The organism is Roseibium sp. MB-4, from assembly GCF_053005265.1.
Map to the genome: position 1 here is coordinate 64,589 of NZ_JBRKQB010000005.1, position 16,962 is coordinate 81,550.

Below are 16,962 nucleotides of genomic sequence, written 5' to 3' on the forward strand. Positions count from 1 at the left end.
GACAGGCGCCTCCGCACCGCTTCAGCTCAGGGGAAAAGCTGCCGGTCAGTGAGCGGTGCTTTCAATCTGTTTGGTCCCGCCGGATGTGATCTCGATCTTGCGGGGTTTCATGGCCTCGGGCAGCTCACGGACCAGGTCGACGTGAAGGAGACCATTTTCGAGGCTCGCACCGTCAACGCGGACGTATTCCGCGATCTGGAAGCGGCGTTCGAACGTCCGGGATGCGATGCCGCGATATAGTATTTCGCGATCAGCAGCTTCTTCTGCTTTTTCACCCTTGATGGTCAGAACGTGTTCTTTTGCTTCAACGGAGAGTTCCGCATCGCTGAAGCCTGCAACAGCCATGGTGATCCGGTAGGAGTTTTCGCCGGTCCGCTCGATGTTGTACGGCGGATAGCTCGGAGCTTCATTGCCAGCTGCATCCAGCATGGAAAAAAGGCGGTCAAAACCGATTGTGGAACGGTGAAGGGGAGTAAAGTCGAAGTGACGCATAGTCTGTCCTCTCTTTGAGCAACTGTTACTTCTGATCTTTGCGATCTCCTGTCCCCCATCATCGGCGAGACTGGAACGCTGCGCAGACCCGTTTTGGCGCCTGCACTGATCGAGATGGGAATTCTGAATTTTGAATTCAAGAGGTCGTGGGTAAGCGGAATCATCGGCGATGAACTGAAGATGAATAGGGCCTTCCGGTCCCGTTCAAACGCTCTTCGGCATTCTCCGGGTATCGCCAGCACGGGGCTGGCGGAACAAGGAGATCACACAATGTCGATGTCACTCATGAAGCGCATTTCCACGAAAGCGTCTGCCCCGATTGCAGGAGCGGTTTTGCTCTTGGCCGCCGGTGGAGCAACGCAAGCGCAGGCTGTTCCTGTCTCAGGTTTCGGTGCAAAGGCACCCGTGGTTAGCGGCATGACGATTACAGTCGATTACCGCGGCGGGCCGGGGCGCGGTTGGGATCGTCGGCACGGTCGGCATCAATACGAGTTGGGGCCGAGGCAAATTCGCCGCAGCTTGCGCCATCGCGGGTTTCATCGGATCAAAATCATTGATCGCCGCGGCCCGATGTACATCATCAAAGCACGTGGCTGGCGTGGTTTTCCTGTCAGACTCGTTGTCGATTCCCGCAATGCAGATATCGTGCGTAGCCGCCCTCTGGGCCCACGGTACAACTGGCACAGCCGGTGGTAATTCTGGTCACTTTTGGAGCCGGTCCTGCGGGGCCGGCTCAAAGTATATTGAGAGCTGGAGCTCAGGCGGCTATCACTGATCGCTGCGACAAGCGAATCGGATCAAGATGAGCCTGATTGACACCAAGGATAATCCGGTCCCGGATGGGGCCGTTTCCGGGTTTTTGGAGATGAATGGCCGGGTCAAGCTGCGCTATGCGCATTGGCCTGCTGCGCCGGGCAAGTCGTGTCGGGGCACTGTGACCATCCTCCAGGGACGCGCTGAGTTTATCGAAAAATACTATGAAGTTGTCTCCGACCTGCGTTCGCGAGGATATGCTGTTGTTGCCTTCGATTGGCGCGGGCAGGGCGGTTCGACGCGTTTGACCCGAAGCCCGGCGCGGGGACACGTCACGAACTTCAAAAGATATCAGCAGGATTTGCTGGCGATCTTGAAGAACGTTTCCCTTGCAACCTACCCGGGACCGCATTTTGCGCTGGCGCACTCTACGGGCGGCCTCATTTTGATGTCATGTTCACAGCGACTGCGGACGATGTTGGATCGGGCGGTCATTACGGCGCCGCTACTGGCGATCGCACCAAGGGATTGGGAAAGCGAACTGACGGCCGGTTTGCGAAAGCTGCTCCGTATTTTGACTTTGGGGCTGTTTGGAAGACCTCAACTCAGGGCGACCCGCCCGTCCACTTCCCGATTGACCGAGACACTCGGTTTTGGCCTTGCTCGATTTTGCGCCTGGACCTTTTTGGGCCGGCTCTACGTTCCAGGTGGAAACGGGAAGCTTACGCTCCCATTCGAAGAAAACCGCCAGACAACTGACCGTCAGCGCTATCGCAGGTTTTCCAAGGTTCTGGAGGAGTACCCGGAAATCGGTATCGGATCGCCGACGATGAGTTGGCTGAACGCAGCCGCCACGGCCATGAAGTCGATGCGTCAGCGCCGCGCCGGACCTGAAATGCGCTTGCCGTGCCTTATACTTGGTGCCGGCCGTGACAGAATTGTTGCCACGCCCGCAATTGAAGAGTTTGTTTCCCGGACAAAGAATGCATCGTATATCGAGATCTCGGGCGCGGAACACGAGCTTCTTATGGAAGCCGACAGATACCGGGACCAGGTTTGGGCGGCATTCGATGCGTTTGTGCCAGGATTGGAAGCAGATTTGGTGTTGGACCAGGCAGGCGCTGATTGAGTGTCAGTGACGCACTACCTGGCCGAATTTTTGAGACAGGCGTCACACGGCAGCTTTCGCCAGTTCGGTCAGCAAGATGTCGTGGAGGCGTTTATCGCCGGATGCGACGATCTGACCGCCATCTGCCGGTGAGCCGCCTGTCCAGGTCGTGACAACCCCGCCAGCGCCTTCGATGATCGGCACAAGTGCAACGATGTCATAGGCCTGTAGCCCGGATTCAATGACAGCGTCGCCGTGACCTGCTGCCACCATGCAATAAGCGTAACAATCCGTTCCGTATCGTGTCAGCTGTGCCTCTGCCTCCAATTGATCAAAGACCGGCCGTTCTCTGGCGTTAAAAAGCGCGGGTGTTGTCGTAAACAAGGTCGCGCTGTCGAGCGATGTGCAGGCCCGCGTTTTCAGATCTTTTTGGCCGAGAGGCCCATGATACCAGGCGCGTTCACAATCCCCGCTGTAGCGCTCGCCAATGTAAGGCTGGACCATCATGCCAAGGCTGGGTTTGCCATTTGACCGGAGGCCGATCAAGGATCCCCAAGTTGGAAGACCGGTAATAAAGGCCCGTGTGCCATCAATCGGGTCCAAGACCCAAACATGATCAGAATCAAGGTTCTCTGGTCCATGTTCTTCACCCAGGATGCCGTGGTCGGGGTAATTTTCGTTGATCAGAGCCCGCATAGCTGTTTCACCGTTCTTGTCGGCGATTGTGACTGGGTCGAAACCGCTTTCCAACTTGTTGTCGACCGAGAAGCCTTGACGGAAGTGCGGCATGATTGCAGCGCTGGAAGCGTCCGCCAGGCGATCGAGAAATGGAGCCAGCGGGTTTGCACTGGCAGCGAGCGGCATGGACATATGGCCTCCAGTCGGATGTGTCACTCTTCGGTCAGAACGACCGCAGGTGGCTGTCTTATAACCTGATTTGCAAAAAAAGAATTCGGAATACCTGAATTGATGCTCATATTTTGAGCATGAAACAACCGCTGCCGGGGTTGCATTTTGTGCGGTGCGGTGCGATCTTATTGCGGTGCGATAGAGCTTTCTGTCGTGCCGCCCTCCTTGGGCGTTTCCTCCCTAGACTTCGGCCGCCTCGTTCGAGTGCGGCCTTTTTTTTAATTCGATTTAATACAGGGATTATTCGGCCGCGATTGGATCCGCGACGAGACCGGCGTCCGGCATTGCGGTCAACTCCCGGACGAAGTCTTTCAGATCGTGGAACAATTGTCCGAAATGGGCCGTCGGCTCATGGGTCGCTTCGTCCATGTAAAGGCCGCGATTGATTTCAATTTGAAGAGCATGCAGTCCGCTTGACGGCCGGCCGTAATGCTCCGTTATGAAGCCGCCCGCATACGGTTTATTGCGGCTCACGCTGTATCCTTTGCTCCGCAATGTTTCAAACGCAAAGTCGGTGAGGTCGCTGTTGCAACTGGTGCCGTAGCGATCACCCAGAATGAAATCGGGCCGTGTATCTGTGGTCTGACATTTCACTGTTGACGGCATTGAGTGGCAGTCAATCAAGACTGCATGCCCAAATGTCACGTGCGTTTGCGCCAGCAGACGCCTCAGTGTCGAGTGGTAGGGCTTATAGATCGTCTCGATGCGGTTGAGCGCTTCTTCAACAGGCAGCCTGTGCCGATAGATCTCATGGTTTTCGCTGACAATGCGCGCGACGGTTCCAAGGCCACCCGCTACCCGGATTGAGCGGATGTTTGCGTAAGACGGCAGCCGACCGTCATACATCTTCGGATCGAGCTCATAAGGTTCCCGGTTCACATCCAGATAAGCGCGCGGAAAGTGTGCCCGAAGCATGGGGGCACCAAGTGGCACCACATGCGAAAAGAGCTCGTCCACATAAGCATCTTCGGACCGCCGGATCGAGCGCGCATCAAGCCGTGAGGCAGCCAGAAAACTCTCTGGATACTGACGGCCCGAATGTGGAGAGTTGAAAACAAATGGCAGCCGTTGATCAGCAGGGGACAACACATCAAATGCAGGAAAGCCGTTGAAGTCGACTTCGAACTGGCTGTTTGGGGCGCTGGGCGTTGAACTTGTCAATATGTGTGTCCCGTTTGCGGCGATTGCCTATCGTGCCAAGGAATCAACACGCAGTCCACAGTCGAGCGCGCAAAAGCTTAGGAGAACCAATTCACCCTATCTTTCTGTTGATTTCGAGCTATAACCGGCGAAAGACTTGAACGCTCCGTAATGCGAAGGAAATTGGTTGCAAACTATGCCGCGTATCCTGCTTGCCGAAGACGATAACGACATGCGCCGGTTCCTGGCCAAGGCTCTGGAAAATGCCGGGTATGACGTCGTGTCATTTGATAACGGCAAAAGCGCGTATGAGAGACTGCGCGAAGAACCGTTTTCCCTGCTTCTGACCGATATTGTGATGCCGGAGATGGACGGCATTGAGCTCGCGCGGCGTGCAACGCAGCTCGACCCTGATCTGAAGGTGATGTTCATAACCGGATTTGCAGCCGTTGCGCTCAATCCTGAATCGGATGCGCCGAAGGATGCAAAGGTTCTTTCAAAGCCCTTCCACCTCAAGGACTTGGTGCAGGAAGTGGAGCGCATGCTCGCTGCCTGATCGTTACTTTCAACAGGCTGAAGAGCGAAAAAGGAATTTTTGACAGTTCGGTGAAAAGGGGGTTGCACAGACTTTGGATCCCCGCTATATCGCACCCCACCACGGCGTTGGGGCGCCGATGGCCGAAGAAATTCGGGCGTGTAGCTCAGCGGGAGAGCACTTCGTTGACATCGAAGGGGTCACAGGTTCAATCCCTGTCACGCCCACCATTATTGCGCAGATCAAATTCGTGACGCGCTCTAGCTTGGAAGACTTGCGCAGATATCTGCAGCGACTTCCGGCAAAAATGACTGAGAAGAATGGGCGCCTTGGGCGCTCATTTGGTTTGAAGCTAAACAGACGACCCCACGGGGACAATGACATGAAGATCAAGAATTCGCTCAAAGCGTTGATGACCCGTCACCGGGAAAACCGCATGGTTCGCCGTAAGGGCCGCGTTTACATCATCAACAAGAAGAACCCGCGCTTCAAGGCACGTCAGGGCTAAATGTTCTGACGCTGCTTCTGGCAGCGTCACGCAACAGGCATTGTCAGGTGCGCGCCTTAGAAAGGCGCTGGGCAACAATGTACCCAATTCGCGTTTGTGTGAACGTGTGAGTTTTCGGGATTGACCGCCGCATTCAACGACCCATAATCGTTGTATGCGGATTTTTGTGTTTGCCACCTTTCTTTTTCTATCTCCGATTGTGGGCCTTGCCCAACCGGTGCCTGATCTCGGTCCAGAGACAGACATGCCCTCTATTGATGATTTTGATGCCTTGCCGGATGCAGAGCCGGACGAAGGCGGGCAGGTGGTCGTGGAAGAAACCGACCCTGGCGAAACTCTTTCCAAGCTCGATAGTCTTTATGAAGATCTCGCGGATGCAGAAGATCCGGCTGCGCGCCAACGCGTTGCACGCGACATCCGGCGCATTTGGATGGACTCAGGCTCTGATACCGTCGATCTGTTAATGGCGCGCGCCGGGCGCGCCATCCAGGCCGAGGATCACGGGCTTGCGCTTGATCTTCTCGACGTCGTTGTCGTCCTTGAGCCGTCCTTTGCTGAAGGGTGGAACCGCAGGGCGACCGTGCATTACATGAAGGAAGACTTCGGCAAGTCACTTGTCGATATTGAGCGAACCCTGGCCCTGGAACCCCGGCATTGGGGTGCATTATCAGGCCTTGCGATCATCCAGCGCCGATTGGGATTTGAAGAGCAAGCGCTGTCCACGTTCCGGCGGGCATTGGAAATCCATCCAGGTCTCGAAAACGCAAGTGATGCAGTCGAATCTCTGGAAAAGGAAGCAGAGGGCGAACCCGTTTGATGGAAACGCGCAAATCCTGCGCCACTTATACTGTATGACGCGTCCCAACTATACGGTTTCAGTCCCTCAACATGCTCTCAGTTCTGCCCGCAATCCTTGTTGTACTCGCATCGCTTGCCGGTTACTCGGCCTTGCGGTTTCATCAGATCAGACGCTCGATCCGACCTGATGGGGAAATGTGTACCGTAGAAGGTGTGCAACTCCACTATCATTTTTTTCCAGCGGAAAACGCGTGTCCCGATACGCCGACCTTGGTCTTCCTGCATGGTGCGAGCGGAAATGCCTATGATACTCAACTCGCGTTTCTAAAGCCGCTGAAAGGGCGTTATCCGCTGCTTTTTGTGGACCGGCCCGGTTTGGGTTTTTCCAGTACGATCCCGGATGGAAAGAACTCGCCCGCGCGTCAGGCGGAGCTGATTGAGGGACTGCTTCGTGAATTGGGCATTGATCGGTGTATTGCCATCGGTCACTCACTCGGCGCGTCCGTTACCGCCGCACTTGGTCTGAGGGCGCCGGACCGGATATGCGGTTTGGCGTTTTTGGCGCCTGCAACACATCCTTGGCCTGGCGGTGTCGCATGGTACAATCATGTGGCAGCGGCGCCGGTAATCGGATGGTTGTTCTGCCGGATCTTGACGCTTCCCGTTGCCGAGTATTTGGCGCCACGGTCCATCCGGCACGTTTTTCATCCGGAGCCGCAGCCAGAGAACTACAATCAGGCAACACGATTGCCATTGCTCTTTTTGCCGGACGCTTTCCGCTCAAATGCCACGGATATCGCTCGCTTGAAGCCTCACGTGATAGCGCAGTCCAAGGACTATGGTGATCTGGAGCAGCCCACTGTCATCTTAACCGGCACGGAAGACACGGTCGTGTGGCCATCTATTCACAGCGAAGGTTTGCTGCGGGATCTTCCAAATGCCGAGCTTGTGGTTTTGGAGGGGGCGGGGCACATGCCCCATCACACCCGAACTGAGGAAATTGTCGAGGCTTTGGACCAGCTTGTTCTGCGGGTCGGGAAGGCAAGCGTGTTGGATTGCCGGAGCAGCGCATAAAAAAGGGCGGCCAAGTGCCGCCCTTCTGAAATTTCAACCGATTAGATCGTCAAATGCCGCCCTGGCCGTCTGTGCCAACAAACGCAATCCGCAACATATTGGTGGATCCTGGTGTGCCGAACGGGACGCCGGCAGTGATGATGATCCGCTGACCCGGTTTTGCCCATCCTTCAGAATGAGAAATACGGCAGGCGCGATCGATCATATCCTCTTCGTTGGCAGCGTCTTCGCTGACCACACAGTGGAGACCCCAACCGAGCGACAGCCGGCGGGCCGTTGCCATGACGGGTGACAATACGATGATCGGGCTGGACGGGCGTTCCCGCGAAGCGCGCAAACCCGTGGCGCCGGATGTCGTGTAGCAAACCACTGCGGCCAGATTAAGCGTTTCCGCAATTTGGCGTGCCGCCGCAGAGATCGCATCAGAACCGGTCGCTTCCGGTTCGGTACGCTGGGCGTAAATGATGGTCCGGTAGTTTGGATCCTGTTCAACCTGTTGAGCGATCCGGTCCATTGTGGACACGGCCTCGATCGGAAAGTCGCCCGCTGCCGATTCCGCGGAGAGCATAACTGCATCAGCGCCTTCAAAGACCGCAGTCGCGACGTCAGACACTTCTGCACGGGTTGGTACCGGTGCGGTGATCATGGACTCAAGCATTTGGGTTGCGATAACTACAGGCTTGCCTGCGCGCCGGCAGGCGCGTGTGATCCGCTTTTGCAGACCTGGAACCTGTTCCAGCGGCATCTCAACGCCAAGATCGCCACGAGCCACCATGATCGCGTCTGACAGCTCGATGATTTCATCAAGGCGGCCGATCGCTTGCGGCTTTTCAATCTTTGCAAGCACACCGGCGCGGCCGCGGGTGATCTTGCGCACTTCTGCAAGATCGTCCGGGCGTTGAACGAAGGACAGGGCAACCCAGTCTACATTCTGCTCCAGCGCGGCAATAAGATCCTTATGGTCCTTTTCTGTCATCGCGCTGGTCGCGATTTCAGAGTCTGGGACGCTGACGCCTTTACGGTCAGAGAGCTTGCCGCCGACGATAACTTCGGTCTGAGCTTTCGTCGGAGACGATTCAGTCACGCGCAGCTGGATCTTGCCATCGTCAAGAAGCAGCCGGTGGCCGGGTTCCAGAGCCTTCAGGATTTCGGGGTGAGGAAGGTGGACACGATTGACATCGCCTGCCGATGTGTCTGCATCCAATGTAAAGACTGCGCCGTTTTCAAGCATCACCGGGCCATCGCCGAATGTGCCTACGCGCAGTTTTGGTCCCTGTAAGTCGGCAAGAATCCCAATCGGTCTTCCTGTTACTTCCTCCACAGCACGGATGCGGCTGACCAGCATCTTGAGACGATCATGATCGGTATGGCTCATGTTGATGCGAAACACATCAGCACCAGCTACATACAATTTTTCGATGATGTCTTGTTCTGAGGAGGAGGGTCCGAGAGTTGCGAGAATTTTAACTCGTCGGTTTCGCCTCATCGCCCACCTGTCCCTTGTTGCACGGGTTCTGTGAGCTGGACTGTCCAGCTGCTTTGTTCTCCCGTGTCGATTTCAAAAAAGCCTGTCCGCTCGAATCCCCGAGCAACACAATCTTCAATTCCGCGAATAGTGAATTCTTTTTCCCGGGTGCACATGAATGCGCGACCGCCCCATTCGCCGAACTGATCGTAATCCACCGCATAGATGTAATAGTAGCGTGACACCAAAGCGCCCGGGACCAGTGTTTCACAGCTGTTGGAAGCAAGGTTCCACCAACCTTCAGTGATCCAGTCGGACTTGTCCTTGTATCCAATAGCCACACCAACCTGGCTGTCCGTCTTGTTGCATAGACGGAGATCAGCGTGTGCGTTGTCGCTGAAAATGGTGTTCAGGAGGACGGCCAGACTTAAGGCGCAGAAGGTCTGGATGGATGCACGCATCCACGTTTGCGACCAGCCCCGGTGCCGTTCCCCTACCTCTAACATACGCAGTCGTTCACTTTGCTGCTTTACAGACATTGGCTTTTTGCGTGGACAGAAGTGTCTTGTCAACGTCGTTAACAAGATATGTGCGGGAGGAAAACCCCTTGACATCCATCGCTTCCATCTCTCGGGCCCACCCAGATGAAACCAAGCTACCCTATGAAGTTATAATTGGGGCGGGAACATGACCGTACCTCTGTGGGTAGCCGTTAGCCGTCAAAAAAGGGTAACCAAACACTTTCATCCACATCAAAAACCTAGGTTGTTGATTGCTGGCAGCTGCGATCATCTAGCGGACTGATTTTTCACGATTCGGGCCCATATAAGCGGCTGTCAGTGGAATTGGGCTTGGTTCCGCTGAGCCTTTGTCGTAAATCTGGCGCCCTGCCTCCACAGCCGCATTAGAAATCAAGAAGACCACGATGACCGATCCTGTCCCAATGCCGGACACGTCTTTTCAGCCGTATGAATATGTTCATGGTGACGAGACCGCAGGCATCCTGCTCTTGTGTGACCATGCGCGGAATACGGTCCCGGATGAGTATGGTGATCTTGGGGTCCCTGCCGCTCAGTTTGAGCGGCACATCGGCTATGATATCGGAGCTCGGGCGGTCACGTTGGAGCTGGCCAGGCGTCTCAATGCTCCGGCTTGCTTGTCGACATTCTCAAGACTGTTGATTGATCCTAATCGGGGCGAAGATGACCCAACCCTGATCATGCGCTTGTCAGACGGTGCCGTTGTCCCTGGAAATGCGACAGTTGATGTGACCGAGAGGCGGCGGCGGATTGATCTTTTTCACAAGCCGTATCATGACCTGATCGATGCAACGCTGGATCGGATGATGGCGGTTGCGTTGGCGCCTGTGATCATATCGATCCATAGTTTCACGCCAATCTGGCGGGGCGTCCCGAGACCTTGGCACGTAACGGTGCTCTGGGACAGCGACCCGCGCGCTGTCGATCCCATGCTGGCAGGTTTGAGGGCACAAGCCGATCTGGTTGTCGGAGACAACGAGCCTTACGACGGTGCCCTTGAAAACGACACGATGTATCGGCACGCAACCAAGCGGGGCCTGTCTCAGGCTCTTCTGGAGATCCGGCAAGACCTGATCGGAGATACCCGGGGGGCGTTGGAGTGGGCCGATCGGTTGGAGCCTATACTGAAAGAACTCGCACAATCATCGGAATGCCGTCAGGTTCGGCACTATGTTTCGCGATGTGACAACAAATGACCGCTCGGTTTCAGGAGCAGACTTGAGGGAGATGAGTTGATGGATGATCAAACGAAAATTGAGCTGGAGGCTGCCGTTTTCCGTCGGTTAGTCGAGCACCTGCGTGGCCGGACCGATGTTCAGAACATTGACATGATGAACCTTGCAGGCTTTTGCCGCAATTGCCTGTCCAATTGGTATGCGGATGCGGCTGCCGAAAAGGACATGAACCTGGGCAAGGACGCAGCTCGCGAGATCGTTTACGGCATGCCCTACGGTGACTGGAAGGCAAAGTATCAAACCGAGGCCACAGCTGAGCAGAAAGCCGCTTTTGACAAAAACAAGCCTGAGCATTGAGGGCTTTGGTCTGGTCCGCTTGACGTGCCTCTTGAAGTCTGGCACGGCACCGGCCGGAATTACCGCGGACTGGTGTTGTGACACCATCCGTGACGTGAACGCAGAAGAAGAACACAACTAGCCAAGGAGAAACACTCGAATGTCCGATCCGGGTGGAGTGGCCGCAGACCAGCTGCGCGCCTTTATTGAACGTATTGAACGTCTGGAAGAAGAAAAGAAGGTCATCTCGGATGACATCAAGGACGTTTACGCCGAAGCCAAGGGCAATGGCTACGACGTCAAAATCCTGCGCAAGGTTGTCTCTCTTCGCAAGAAGCAGCCGCATGAGCGCGAGGAAGAGGAAGCTGTGCTCGACCTCTACCTGCATGCGCTCGGCATGGCAGGGCCTGGGCCTTCCGAGGGCTGAGCTGATTACCGAAAATGGAAACGCCGGGCAGTTGTCCCGGCGTTTTTTTTGATGTCACTGCGTTCTGAAATGTCGCTATCTGGCAAACCGGACAGGCAGCACCACGATAGCGGGTCCGTCAAATCGGTCGGTGCGCAGATTTCCATAAGGATCTTGCTGGAAGCTTGCAGCCACGAACCTGTTGCCCGGCTTCATGACATTGTTTAGTTGCCGTTGATTGGGATGGCTTAGCCACGCAAATGTCTGGTGGCGGGCTGTGCCTGCGCCAGTAAGCAGAAGTGGTTCGGACCGGTCCGGAAGGCTCGCGAATCCGGCAAGCGGATCAACAATCTGGTCTTTCGGAATGCGCCCGGATACCGATGGCCGCGTGGCGGCCGCTGCCGGTGCAGCCGTTGGACGTGGCGCTGCAGCTTGTTGGTTCGTGGCGGTGCCAGGCCGCAGTGACCGTGTCAACTCGGGCGGTGTCGGTGCCGCCGATGCATAGGCAAGTGTGGTATCTGAGCGGGGGGCAGGGGCTGGTGACGGGATTGCAGTTCCTGTTGCAGCAGCAATGGCCGCCACCGGATCGTCAACCGTTGTTCCCTCAGAGTCACCAATTCTCTCAGCTGCGGCTTGTGCAGCTGCTTGGAGGCTCGCTGCCGGCTTTTGTGCCGGCGCCCTTGCAATCTGGAACCGTGCGTCGAGCGGTTCGCTTGCAGCTGAAGGCTGGCCGGCATTCAAAGCTGCCCGCTGACCATCGAGTGTATTGGGCGCGGGTGTAGGAAAAGATGCCGCGCTTGCAATTTGAACCGGCTGTTCGTCGATTGGCTTTAACTCTGGAGCTGCACTTGCCACTGCAATGACGGGAGCCTCCTCAGGCGTGTCTACGATCTTGCGAGTAGGCACAGGAGGATTGGCTATGACCGGAGAGACTGTCTCAGCCTGTGATGCCGTCTGGCGACCGCCAACCGCGCCGGGCCGGGTTGCATCGGAGTTTCCAGTGCGCTCGCCGCCACCAAACAGGCTCGCAAACAAATTACCACCGCCCTCAGGCGCTTCGCGTGTAACATTTGCCGGAGGTGTTGGTGCCGGCGTGCTACGGACACTCTGGTTCCGGGTCGTAAGCGTCCGTGCGCCTTGATCCCGATCATTGATGTTCCGCGCGGCAGACGTGTCGTTTGATGCGACAATGGTCGGCCGTGTTGAGCTCCGCCGGCCTGATTTGGATTCTGCAAGGGCGATCTTGTAGCCCTTCATCGGCTTGCCGTCGGAAGGGATATGCAAAGTCTTGCCGTTCGGGAAAACCCGCGCAAGCTGCGACCGGCTCATCTTCGGCCAATGGCGAACGCTTCCTGTATCCAGATGGACAAATGGCGATCCCGAACGCGGATAATACCCGACGCCGCCAACTTGCTTGCGCAAGCCGGTTTCACGCAGCTTTCTGATGTTCACGCCTGGAATATAGAAATCCATGGCTTTGCCGAGCGTGTGCTGGCTGTTTCTGGCAACGCCCTTGGAGCGCTTGCGCAACATGTTGTTCGTTGCAGGCGACCGGTAGCTGGATACAACGTGAATGTAATCTCTGGCTCGTACCTTTTGGTAGACTTCCCAAACAAGGTCGAGCAGTTCTGGATCAATTTTTGTGATTTCGTTGCGCCGCCAGTCGCGCAGAAACCGATTGGCTTCCCGCAGACCGGACGGAATATACCGGCCGTTCTTCTTGAAAGTGATCGAAACACGCTCTTTGGTATGCGTGTTGTATAGTTTCAAGGTTCTGGTTTCTGCTTGAACCGTGCCTGCAAATGTCATGGCAAACGCCACAATCGCTGCCGCTGAAATCGCGGCGCGTTTCATCCAGGCGACGGCGTCGAAACCAACAGACCGTTTACGCAATTTCTATCCCGCCGTTTTGTGGTGGCTTGCACCCATCCCGTGCTCCCCAGCAGAACCCGAGTTTTACATGCCGCAGGTTAAGAAGTTTTTACCCTAATCTCAGTTCTGCAGAAATCGTGGTAAAATTGCAACTTGTTGGGCGGTTATCGGCAACGGATTGCGCGCAATAACCCAAGGGCATCCCCTACCGCCCGAATGTGTCCAAAAATCGGCCAAAGCCGAGTGGGCGCCTTAAAGTGTCCGGAAATTAGGCAGCTGCATCCGTGCCACCATCGTCCAAACCGTATTCTTTGAGCTTGCGATAGAGGGTGGAGCGGCCAATGCCCAGCCGCTTGGCAACTTCTGTCATACGCCCAGAATAGTGTTTGATGGCGGCCCTGATCAGCTCTTCCTCAATATCAGTCAGTTTTCTGACATGTCCTTCCGGGTCGAGGTTCCGCATGAAGCCAAAGGGTGCTGAGCCTTCAAATCCGGCCGGTGTTGAGGTGGTCGTTGCTGTCTGCGCACCTTGGTGGGCAGGTGGCGGCGGCGCACTAGCAGCGGGGTCTTGCGGAACTGCGGCAAATGGGGCTGAAGCGCTTGGGTGGACAACGCCGGACTGGCTGCCAGGGTGCTCGATTGCGGCTGCAACTTGCGGAAAATCGTCGATGGTCAGTTGAGCGCCATCACACAAGACAACGGCCCGGAAGACGGTGTTCTGCAACTGCCGAATGTTGCCGGGCCAAGTGTACTCCTGCAGCATGGCCAATGCGTCTTGAGCAACACCAGACACCTGGGGCTTGCCTTCTTCAGCCGCAAAGCGTGCTAGGAAATGCCGTACGAGCGCTGGGATGTCTTCCCGGCGGTCTCGCAATGGCGGGATCCAAATGGGGAAAACGTTCAGGCGGTAATAAAGATCTTCACGGAACGCGCCGTCTTTGACTTGGTCAATGAGCCTGCGATTCGTTGCAGAGATGAGTCTGAAATCCACTTTGACCGGCCGGCGGGACCCGATCGGATCAATCTCGTTTTCCTGTATGGCGCGGAGCAGCTTGACCTGCACATCTTGTGGCAATTCACCCACTTCATCTAGAAAAAGGGTGCCGCCATGTGCTTCCTGGAATTTGCCGACATGCTTGTCGACCGCGCCCGTAAAAGCGCCTTTCTCGTGGCCGAAAAGGATTGATTCGACCAAATTGTCGGGGATGGCACCGCAGTTGACCGTGATCAACGGTTTTGACTTGCGGTCACTGGATCCTTGGATCGCACTTGCGATCATTTCCTTGCCAACACCGCTCTCGCCTTCGATTAGGATGGGAATGTTGGAGGCAGCAGCCCGCTTGCCCAGATTAATCACCCTCTCCATTGCCGGCGAATGGGTGATGATGTCGGCAAAGGTCAGGGTCCCGGAAGCCTTCTTCTGGATCCGGGTGATTTCACCTTCCAGGGCGGACGTTTTAAGGAGGTTTCGGATCGAGACATTCAGCCGCTCAGGCGCGACCGGCTTTACTGCAAAGTCCTGTGCACCGGCATTCATGACCGAAACAACCGTGTCGATGCCGCCATGAGCTGTTTGAACGATCACGGGGGTGGAAATCTTGTCTGAGCGCAGGCGCTCCAGCACGCCGAGACCGTCAAGTTCCGGCATCACCATATCGAGGATGATCAGATCGATTTCGCTGGCTTCAGGTCCGGTCATGATCCGCACAGCTTCCGCGCCGTTTTCGGCAGTTTTGGATCTGTAACCAAATTTGTGCACGGCTTCCTGCAGGAGCCGGCGCTGAATTGGATCGTCGTCAACAATGAGAATTTTGCCGCTGAGTGCTTGCATCAGGTGCCTTCGAACTCGTCAAGGTGTCTCGTTTCGGGCCATTCTGGTCGTAAAGCGGTAAACAAATTCTCCAGCCCAATTGAAAAAAGATGCTGTTTTTCGATTGCAGCTACAGGTGGCTAGGGCCTACAAATTCTCTAAGTATCCCATCGGAGCAACCAATCGTTCCGCCGTTTTTCGGAGTATGAAATGCCCTTTTCGAGCCCAAATTTTGCGCCTGCCGCCTCAGGAACAGCAGAGCTTGGCGATCTCCCCGTTTGGGATCTCACGGACCTCTATCCGTCCGTCGACGCACCCAAAGTCACCTCTGATCTGAAAGAAGCGCTCGATCGCGCAAAAACATTCGAGGCGTCCTACAAGGGACGGCTTGCTGATTTGGCGGCAAACAATGTTGCGGCTTTGGTGACAGCCATCCGCGCATATGAAGATCTGGAAGACCTTATGGGCCGCCTGATCTCTTTTGCCGGATTGGTCTATGCAGGCAACACAACAGACGCGGCTGCGCAAAAGTTCTATGGCGATGTTCAAGAGCAAATCACGACGGCAAGCTCGCATTTGCTTTTTTTCAGCCTGGAACTGAACCGGATCGAGGATGCTGTGGTCGATGCCGCGTTGGAGGATGCACATCTCTCCCATTACCGGCCCTGGATCGAAGACCTTCGAAAGGACAAGCCGTACCAGCTGGAAGACCGGGTCGAGCAGCTTTTTCATGAAAAGTCGGTCACCGGCAGCAGTGCCTGGAACCGCCTGTTCGATGAAACAATGGCGCGGTTGACCTTCAATGTTGCAGGCGAAGAGCTGCCGGTCGAGCAGACCCTCAATTTGTTGACCGACCCTTCACCTGAAAAGCGGGAAGAAGCGTCAAAGGCGCTCACCGAGACGTTTTCCAAGAATCTCAGCACCTTCGCACTGATCACAAACACCTTGGCCAAGGACAAGGAGATTTCCGACCGGTGGCGGAACTTCTCCGATATTGCCGATAGCCGGCACCTGGCCAATCGTGTCGAGCGTGAAGTTGTCGACGCAATGGTATCCGCAGTCCGGGAGGCCTATCCGCGGCTTTCGCACCGGTACTACAAACTCAAGGCAAAGTGGCTTGGCGTTGATCAACTCAACACCTGGGACCGAAACGCTCCGCTTCCCGATGCCGATACGCGGGTTATTCCTTGGTCTGAAGCCAAGGACACCGTGCTTTCTGCCTACAACACATTCTCGCCGGACATGGCGGAGATCGCGAGCCGGTTCTTCGACAAGGGGTGGATTGATGCGCCGGCGCGGTCCGGCAAGGCGCCAGGCGCCTTTGCCCATCCAACAGTACCAAGCGCGCATCCGTACGTTCTGGTCAATTACCAGGGCAAAGTTCGGGATGTCATGACCCTTGCTCATGAACTCGGCCATGGCGTTCACCAGGTGCTGGCCGGTCCGAATGGTCCGCTCATGGCGCCGACCCCTCTGACACTTGCTGAAACCGCGAGTGTGTTCGGAGAGATGCTGACTTTCAAATCTCTCCTTGCGAAAGCGGAAAACCCCAAAACCAAAAAAGTCATGCTCGCCTCTAAGGCAGAGGACATGATCAACACGGTCGTCCGGCAAATCGCGTTTTACACTTTTGAGCGGAAGGTTCACACGGAACGGCGCAATGGTGAGCTGACCGCGGACAAGATCGGAGAACTCTGGTTGTCGGTGCAGGGGGAGAGCCTTGGTCCTGCGATTAAGCTCAATGACGGCTATGAGACTTTCTGGACCTACATCCCTCATTTCATCCATTCACCCTTCTACGTTTATGCCTACGCCTTCGGGGATTGCCTCGTGAACTCGCTTTATGCGGTTTACGAGGAAGCTGAAACTGGGTTCCAGGAGAAGTATTTCGACCTCCTGAAAGCTGGAGGCACCAAGCATCATTCCGAACTGTTGAAGCCATTTGGTCTCGATGCAACCGATCCTGATTTCTGGAAAAAAGGTCTGTCCGTCATCGAACGTTTGATCGATGAGCTGGAAACTCTGGATCAGGCCTGAGCAAC

17 protein-coding genes and 1 tRNA gene are annotated in these 16,962 nt (G+C 55.8%); 11 read left to right on the top strand and 7 right to left on the bottom strand.

The genetic code is table 11. The features are described 5' to 3' along the window. Window positions 1-45 precede the first annotated feature (45 nt). Window positions 46-492, bottom strand: a complete 447-nt coding sequence (locus ACVDG4_RS22725; RefSeq protein ID WP_133951341.1) for an Hsp20 family protein — start codon at window positions 490-492, stop codon at window positions 46-48. 270 nt (window positions 493-762) lie between these two features. Here ACVDG4_RS22725 and ACVDG4_RS22730 point away from each other — a divergent pair, with 270 nt between their 5' ends. Next, window positions 763-1,188 (top strand): hypothetical protein, encoded by a 426-nt coding sequence (locus tag ACVDG4_RS22730; protein ID WP_306147828.1) that lies wholly within the window; start codon window positions 763-765, stop codon window positions 1,186-1,188. A gap of 106 nt (window positions 1,189-1,294) precedes the next feature. Continuing rightward, complete coding sequence (locus tag ACVDG4_RS22735) at window positions 1,295-2,374, top strand: alpha/beta fold hydrolase (RefSeq protein WP_447236784.1); 1,080 nt, start codon at window positions 1,295-1,297, stop codon at window positions 2,372-2,374. A 42-nt stretch (window positions 2,375-2,416) separates the two neighbouring features. On the opposite strand, the gene hisN is transcribed toward ACVDG4_RS22735, so the two are convergent. After that, the gene (gene hisN, locus ACVDG4_RS22740; protein ID WP_447236785.1) at window positions 2,417-3,223 is read right to left on the bottom strand and encodes a histidinol-phosphatase; all 807 of its coding nucleotides are present in this window, start codon (window positions 3,221-3,223) and stop codon (window positions 2,417-2,419) included. A 279-nt stretch (window positions 3,224-3,502) separates the two neighbouring features. Continuing rightward, entirely contained in the window at window positions 3,503-4,351 is an 849-nt protein-coding gene (locus ACVDG4_RS22745; RefSeq protein WP_209002538.1) for an N-formylglutamate amidohydrolase, read from the bottom strand. A 247-nt stretch (window positions 4,352-4,598) separates the two neighbouring features. Between ACVDG4_RS22745 and cpdR the strand changes: the two genes are divergently transcribed. The 5 genes from cpdR to ACVDG4_RS22770 all read left to right on the top strand — a co-directional run bounded on the left by cpdR (window position 4,599) and on the right by ACVDG4_RS22770 (window position 7,317). Continuing rightward, on the top strand, window positions 4,599-4,958 hold the full coding sequence (gene cpdR, locus ACVDG4_RS22750; RefSeq protein WP_008196017.1) for a cell cycle two-component system response regulator CpdR: 360 nt from the start codon (window positions 4,599-4,601) through the stop codon (window positions 4,956-4,958). Between the two features lie 134 nt (window positions 4,959-5,092). After that, window positions 5,093-5,167, top strand: a tRNA-Val gene (locus ACVDG4_RS22755). A gap of 152 nt (window positions 5,168-5,319) precedes the next feature. Beyond that, window positions 5,320-5,445 carry a type B 50S ribosomal protein L36 gene (ykgO, locus tag ACVDG4_RS22760; RefSeq protein ID WP_008196524.1) on the top strand — a complete coding sequence of 42 codons (126 nt, stop codon included), beginning with the start codon at window positions 5,320-5,322 and terminating at the stop codon, window positions 5,443-5,445. 244 nt (window positions 5,446-5,689) lie between these two features. Next, complete coding sequence (locus tag ACVDG4_RS22765; RefSeq protein ID WP_447236786.1) at window positions 5,690-6,262, top strand: tetratricopeptide repeat protein; 573 nt, start codon at window positions 5,690-5,692, stop codon at window positions 6,260-6,262. A gap of 176 nt (window positions 6,263-6,438) precedes the next feature. Further along, the gene (locus tag ACVDG4_RS22770) at window positions 6,439-7,317 is read left to right on the top strand and encodes an alpha/beta fold hydrolase (protein WP_447236787.1); all 879 of its coding nucleotides are present in this window, start codon (window positions 6,439-6,441) and stop codon (window positions 7,315-7,317) included. Between the two features lie 49 nt (window positions 7,318-7,366). On the opposite strand, the gene pyk is transcribed toward ACVDG4_RS22770, so the two are convergent. Both pyk and ACVDG4_RS22780 read right to left on the bottom strand, forming a co-directional pair. Further along, the gene (gene pyk, locus ACVDG4_RS22775) at window positions 7,367-8,803 is read right to left on the bottom strand and encodes a pyruvate kinase (protein WP_133951353.1); all 1,437 of its coding nucleotides are present in this window, start codon (window positions 8,801-8,803) and stop codon (window positions 7,367-7,369) included. Next, the gene (locus tag ACVDG4_RS22780; RefSeq protein WP_447236788.1) at window positions 8,800-9,243 is read right to left on the bottom strand and encodes a DUF1036 domain-containing protein; all 444 of its coding nucleotides are present in this window, start codon (window positions 9,241-9,243) and stop codon (window positions 8,800-8,802) included. Before ACVDG4_RS22780 ends, pyk begins: the two co-directional genes overlap by 4 nt. A gap of 464 nt (window positions 9,244-9,707) precedes the next feature. On the opposite strand from ACVDG4_RS22780, the gene ACVDG4_RS22785 reads away from it, so the two are divergent. The 3 genes from ACVDG4_RS22785 to ACVDG4_RS22795 all read left to right on the top strand — a co-directional run bounded on the left by ACVDG4_RS22785 (window position 9,708) and on the right by ACVDG4_RS22795 (window position 11,259). After that, window positions 9,708-10,517: an N-formylglutamate amidohydrolase gene (locus ACVDG4_RS22785; RefSeq protein WP_447236789.1), complete on the top strand. Its 810-nt coding sequence runs from the start codon at window positions 9,708-9,710 to the stop codon at window positions 10,515-10,517. A gap of 39 nt (window positions 10,518-10,556) precedes the next feature. Then, entirely contained in the window at window positions 10,557-10,853 is a 297-nt protein-coding gene (locus tag ACVDG4_RS22790) for a DUF1244 domain-containing protein (protein WP_409694411.1), read from the top strand. 139 nt (window positions 10,854-10,992) lie between these two features. Continuing rightward, window positions 10,993-11,259, top strand: coding sequence for a DUF2312 domain-containing protein (locus ACVDG4_RS22795; protein WP_133951361.1), 267 nt, complete (start codon window positions 10,993-10,995; stop codon window positions 11,257-11,259). A 75-nt stretch (window positions 11,260-11,334) separates the two neighbouring features. Here the strand turns inward: ACVDG4_RS22795 and ACVDG4_RS22800 are convergent, their stop codons facing one another. Both ACVDG4_RS22800 and ACVDG4_RS22805 read right to left on the bottom strand, forming a co-directional pair. Continuing rightward, window positions 11,335-13,047 (bottom strand): peptidoglycan L,D-endopeptidase MepK, encoded by a 1,713-nt coding sequence (locus tag ACVDG4_RS22800; protein WP_447236838.1) that lies wholly within the window; start codon window positions 13,045-13,047, stop codon window positions 11,335-11,337. 331 nt (window positions 13,048-13,378) lie between these two features. Next, on the bottom strand, window positions 13,379-14,941 hold the full coding sequence (locus tag ACVDG4_RS22805; RefSeq protein ID WP_447236790.1) for a sigma-54-dependent transcriptional regulator: 1,563 nt from the start codon (window positions 14,939-14,941) through the stop codon (window positions 13,379-13,381). Window positions 14,942-15,130: 189 nt separating this feature from the next. On the opposite strand from ACVDG4_RS22805, the gene ACVDG4_RS22810 reads away from it, so the two are divergent. Continuing rightward, window positions 15,131-16,957, top strand: a complete 1,827-nt coding sequence (locus tag ACVDG4_RS22810; protein ID WP_447236791.1) for a M3 family oligoendopeptidase — start codon at window positions 15,131-15,133, stop codon at window positions 16,955-16,957. Window positions 16,958-16,962: the final 5 nt, after the last annotated feature.

What these genes read in the sequence shown, in the direction of transcription:
- ACVDG4_RS22725 (WP_133951341.1), bottom strand. Translation starts at nt 492, where the DNA reads ATGCGTCACTTCGACTTTACTCCCCTTCACCGTTCCACAATCGGTTTT.
- ACVDG4_RS22730 (WP_306147828.1), top strand. Translation starts at nt 763, where the DNA reads ATGTCGATGTCACTCATGAAGCGCATTTCCACGAAAGCGTCTGCCCCG.
- ACVDG4_RS22735 (WP_447236784.1), top strand. Translation starts at nt 1,295, where the DNA reads ATGAGCCTGATTGACACCAAGGATAATCCGGTCCCGGATGGGGCCGTT.
- hisN (WP_447236785.1), bottom strand. Translation starts at nt 3,223, where the DNA reads ATGTCCATGCCGCTCGCTGCCAGTGCAAACCCGCTGGCTCCATTTCTC.
- cpdR (WP_008196017.1), top strand. Translation starts at nt 4,599, where the DNA reads ATGCCGCGTATCCTGCTTGCCGAAGACGATAACGACATGCGCCGGTTC.
- ykgO (WP_008196524.1), top strand. Translation starts at nt 5,320, where the DNA reads ATGAAGATCAAGAATTCGCTCAAAGCGTTGATGACCCGTCACCGGGAA.
- ACVDG4_RS22765 (WP_447236786.1), top strand. Translation starts at nt 5,690, where the DNA reads ATGCCCTCTATTGATGATTTTGATGCCTTGCCGGATGCAGAGCCGGAC.
- ACVDG4_RS22770 (WP_447236787.1), top strand. Translation starts at nt 6,439, where the DNA reads ATGTGTACCGTAGAAGGTGTGCAACTCCACTATCATTTTTTTCCAGCG.
- pyk (WP_133951353.1), bottom strand. Translation starts at nt 8,803, where the DNA reads ATGAGGCGAAACCGACGAGTTAAAATTCTCGCAACTCTCGGACCCTCC.
- ACVDG4_RS22780 (WP_447236788.1), bottom strand. Translation starts at nt 9,243, where the DNA reads ATGCGTGCATCCATCCAGACCTTCTGCGCCTTAAGTCTGGCCGTCCTC.
- ACVDG4_RS22785 (WP_447236789.1), top strand. Translation starts at nt 9,708, where the DNA reads ATGACCGATCCTGTCCCAATGCCGGACACGTCTTTTCAGCCGTATGAA.
- ACVDG4_RS22790 (WP_409694411.1), top strand. Translation starts at nt 10,557, where the DNA reads ATGGATGATCAAACGAAAATTGAGCTGGAGGCTGCCGTTTTCCGTCGG.
- ACVDG4_RS22795 (WP_133951361.1), top strand. Translation starts at nt 10,993, where the DNA reads ATGTCCGATCCGGGTGGAGTGGCCGCAGACCAGCTGCGCGCCTTTATT.
- ACVDG4_RS22800 (WP_447236838.1), bottom strand. Translation starts at nt 13,047, where the DNA reads ATGACATTTGCAGGCACGGTTCAAGCAGAAACCAGAACCTTGAAACTA.
- ACVDG4_RS22805 (WP_447236790.1), bottom strand. Translation starts at nt 14,941, where the DNA reads ATGCAAGCACTCAGCGGCAAAATTCTCATTGTTGACGACGATCCAATT.
- ACVDG4_RS22810 (WP_447236791.1), top strand. Translation starts at nt 15,131, where the DNA reads ATGCCCTTTTCGAGCCCAAATTTTGCGCCTGCCGCCTCAGGAACAGCA.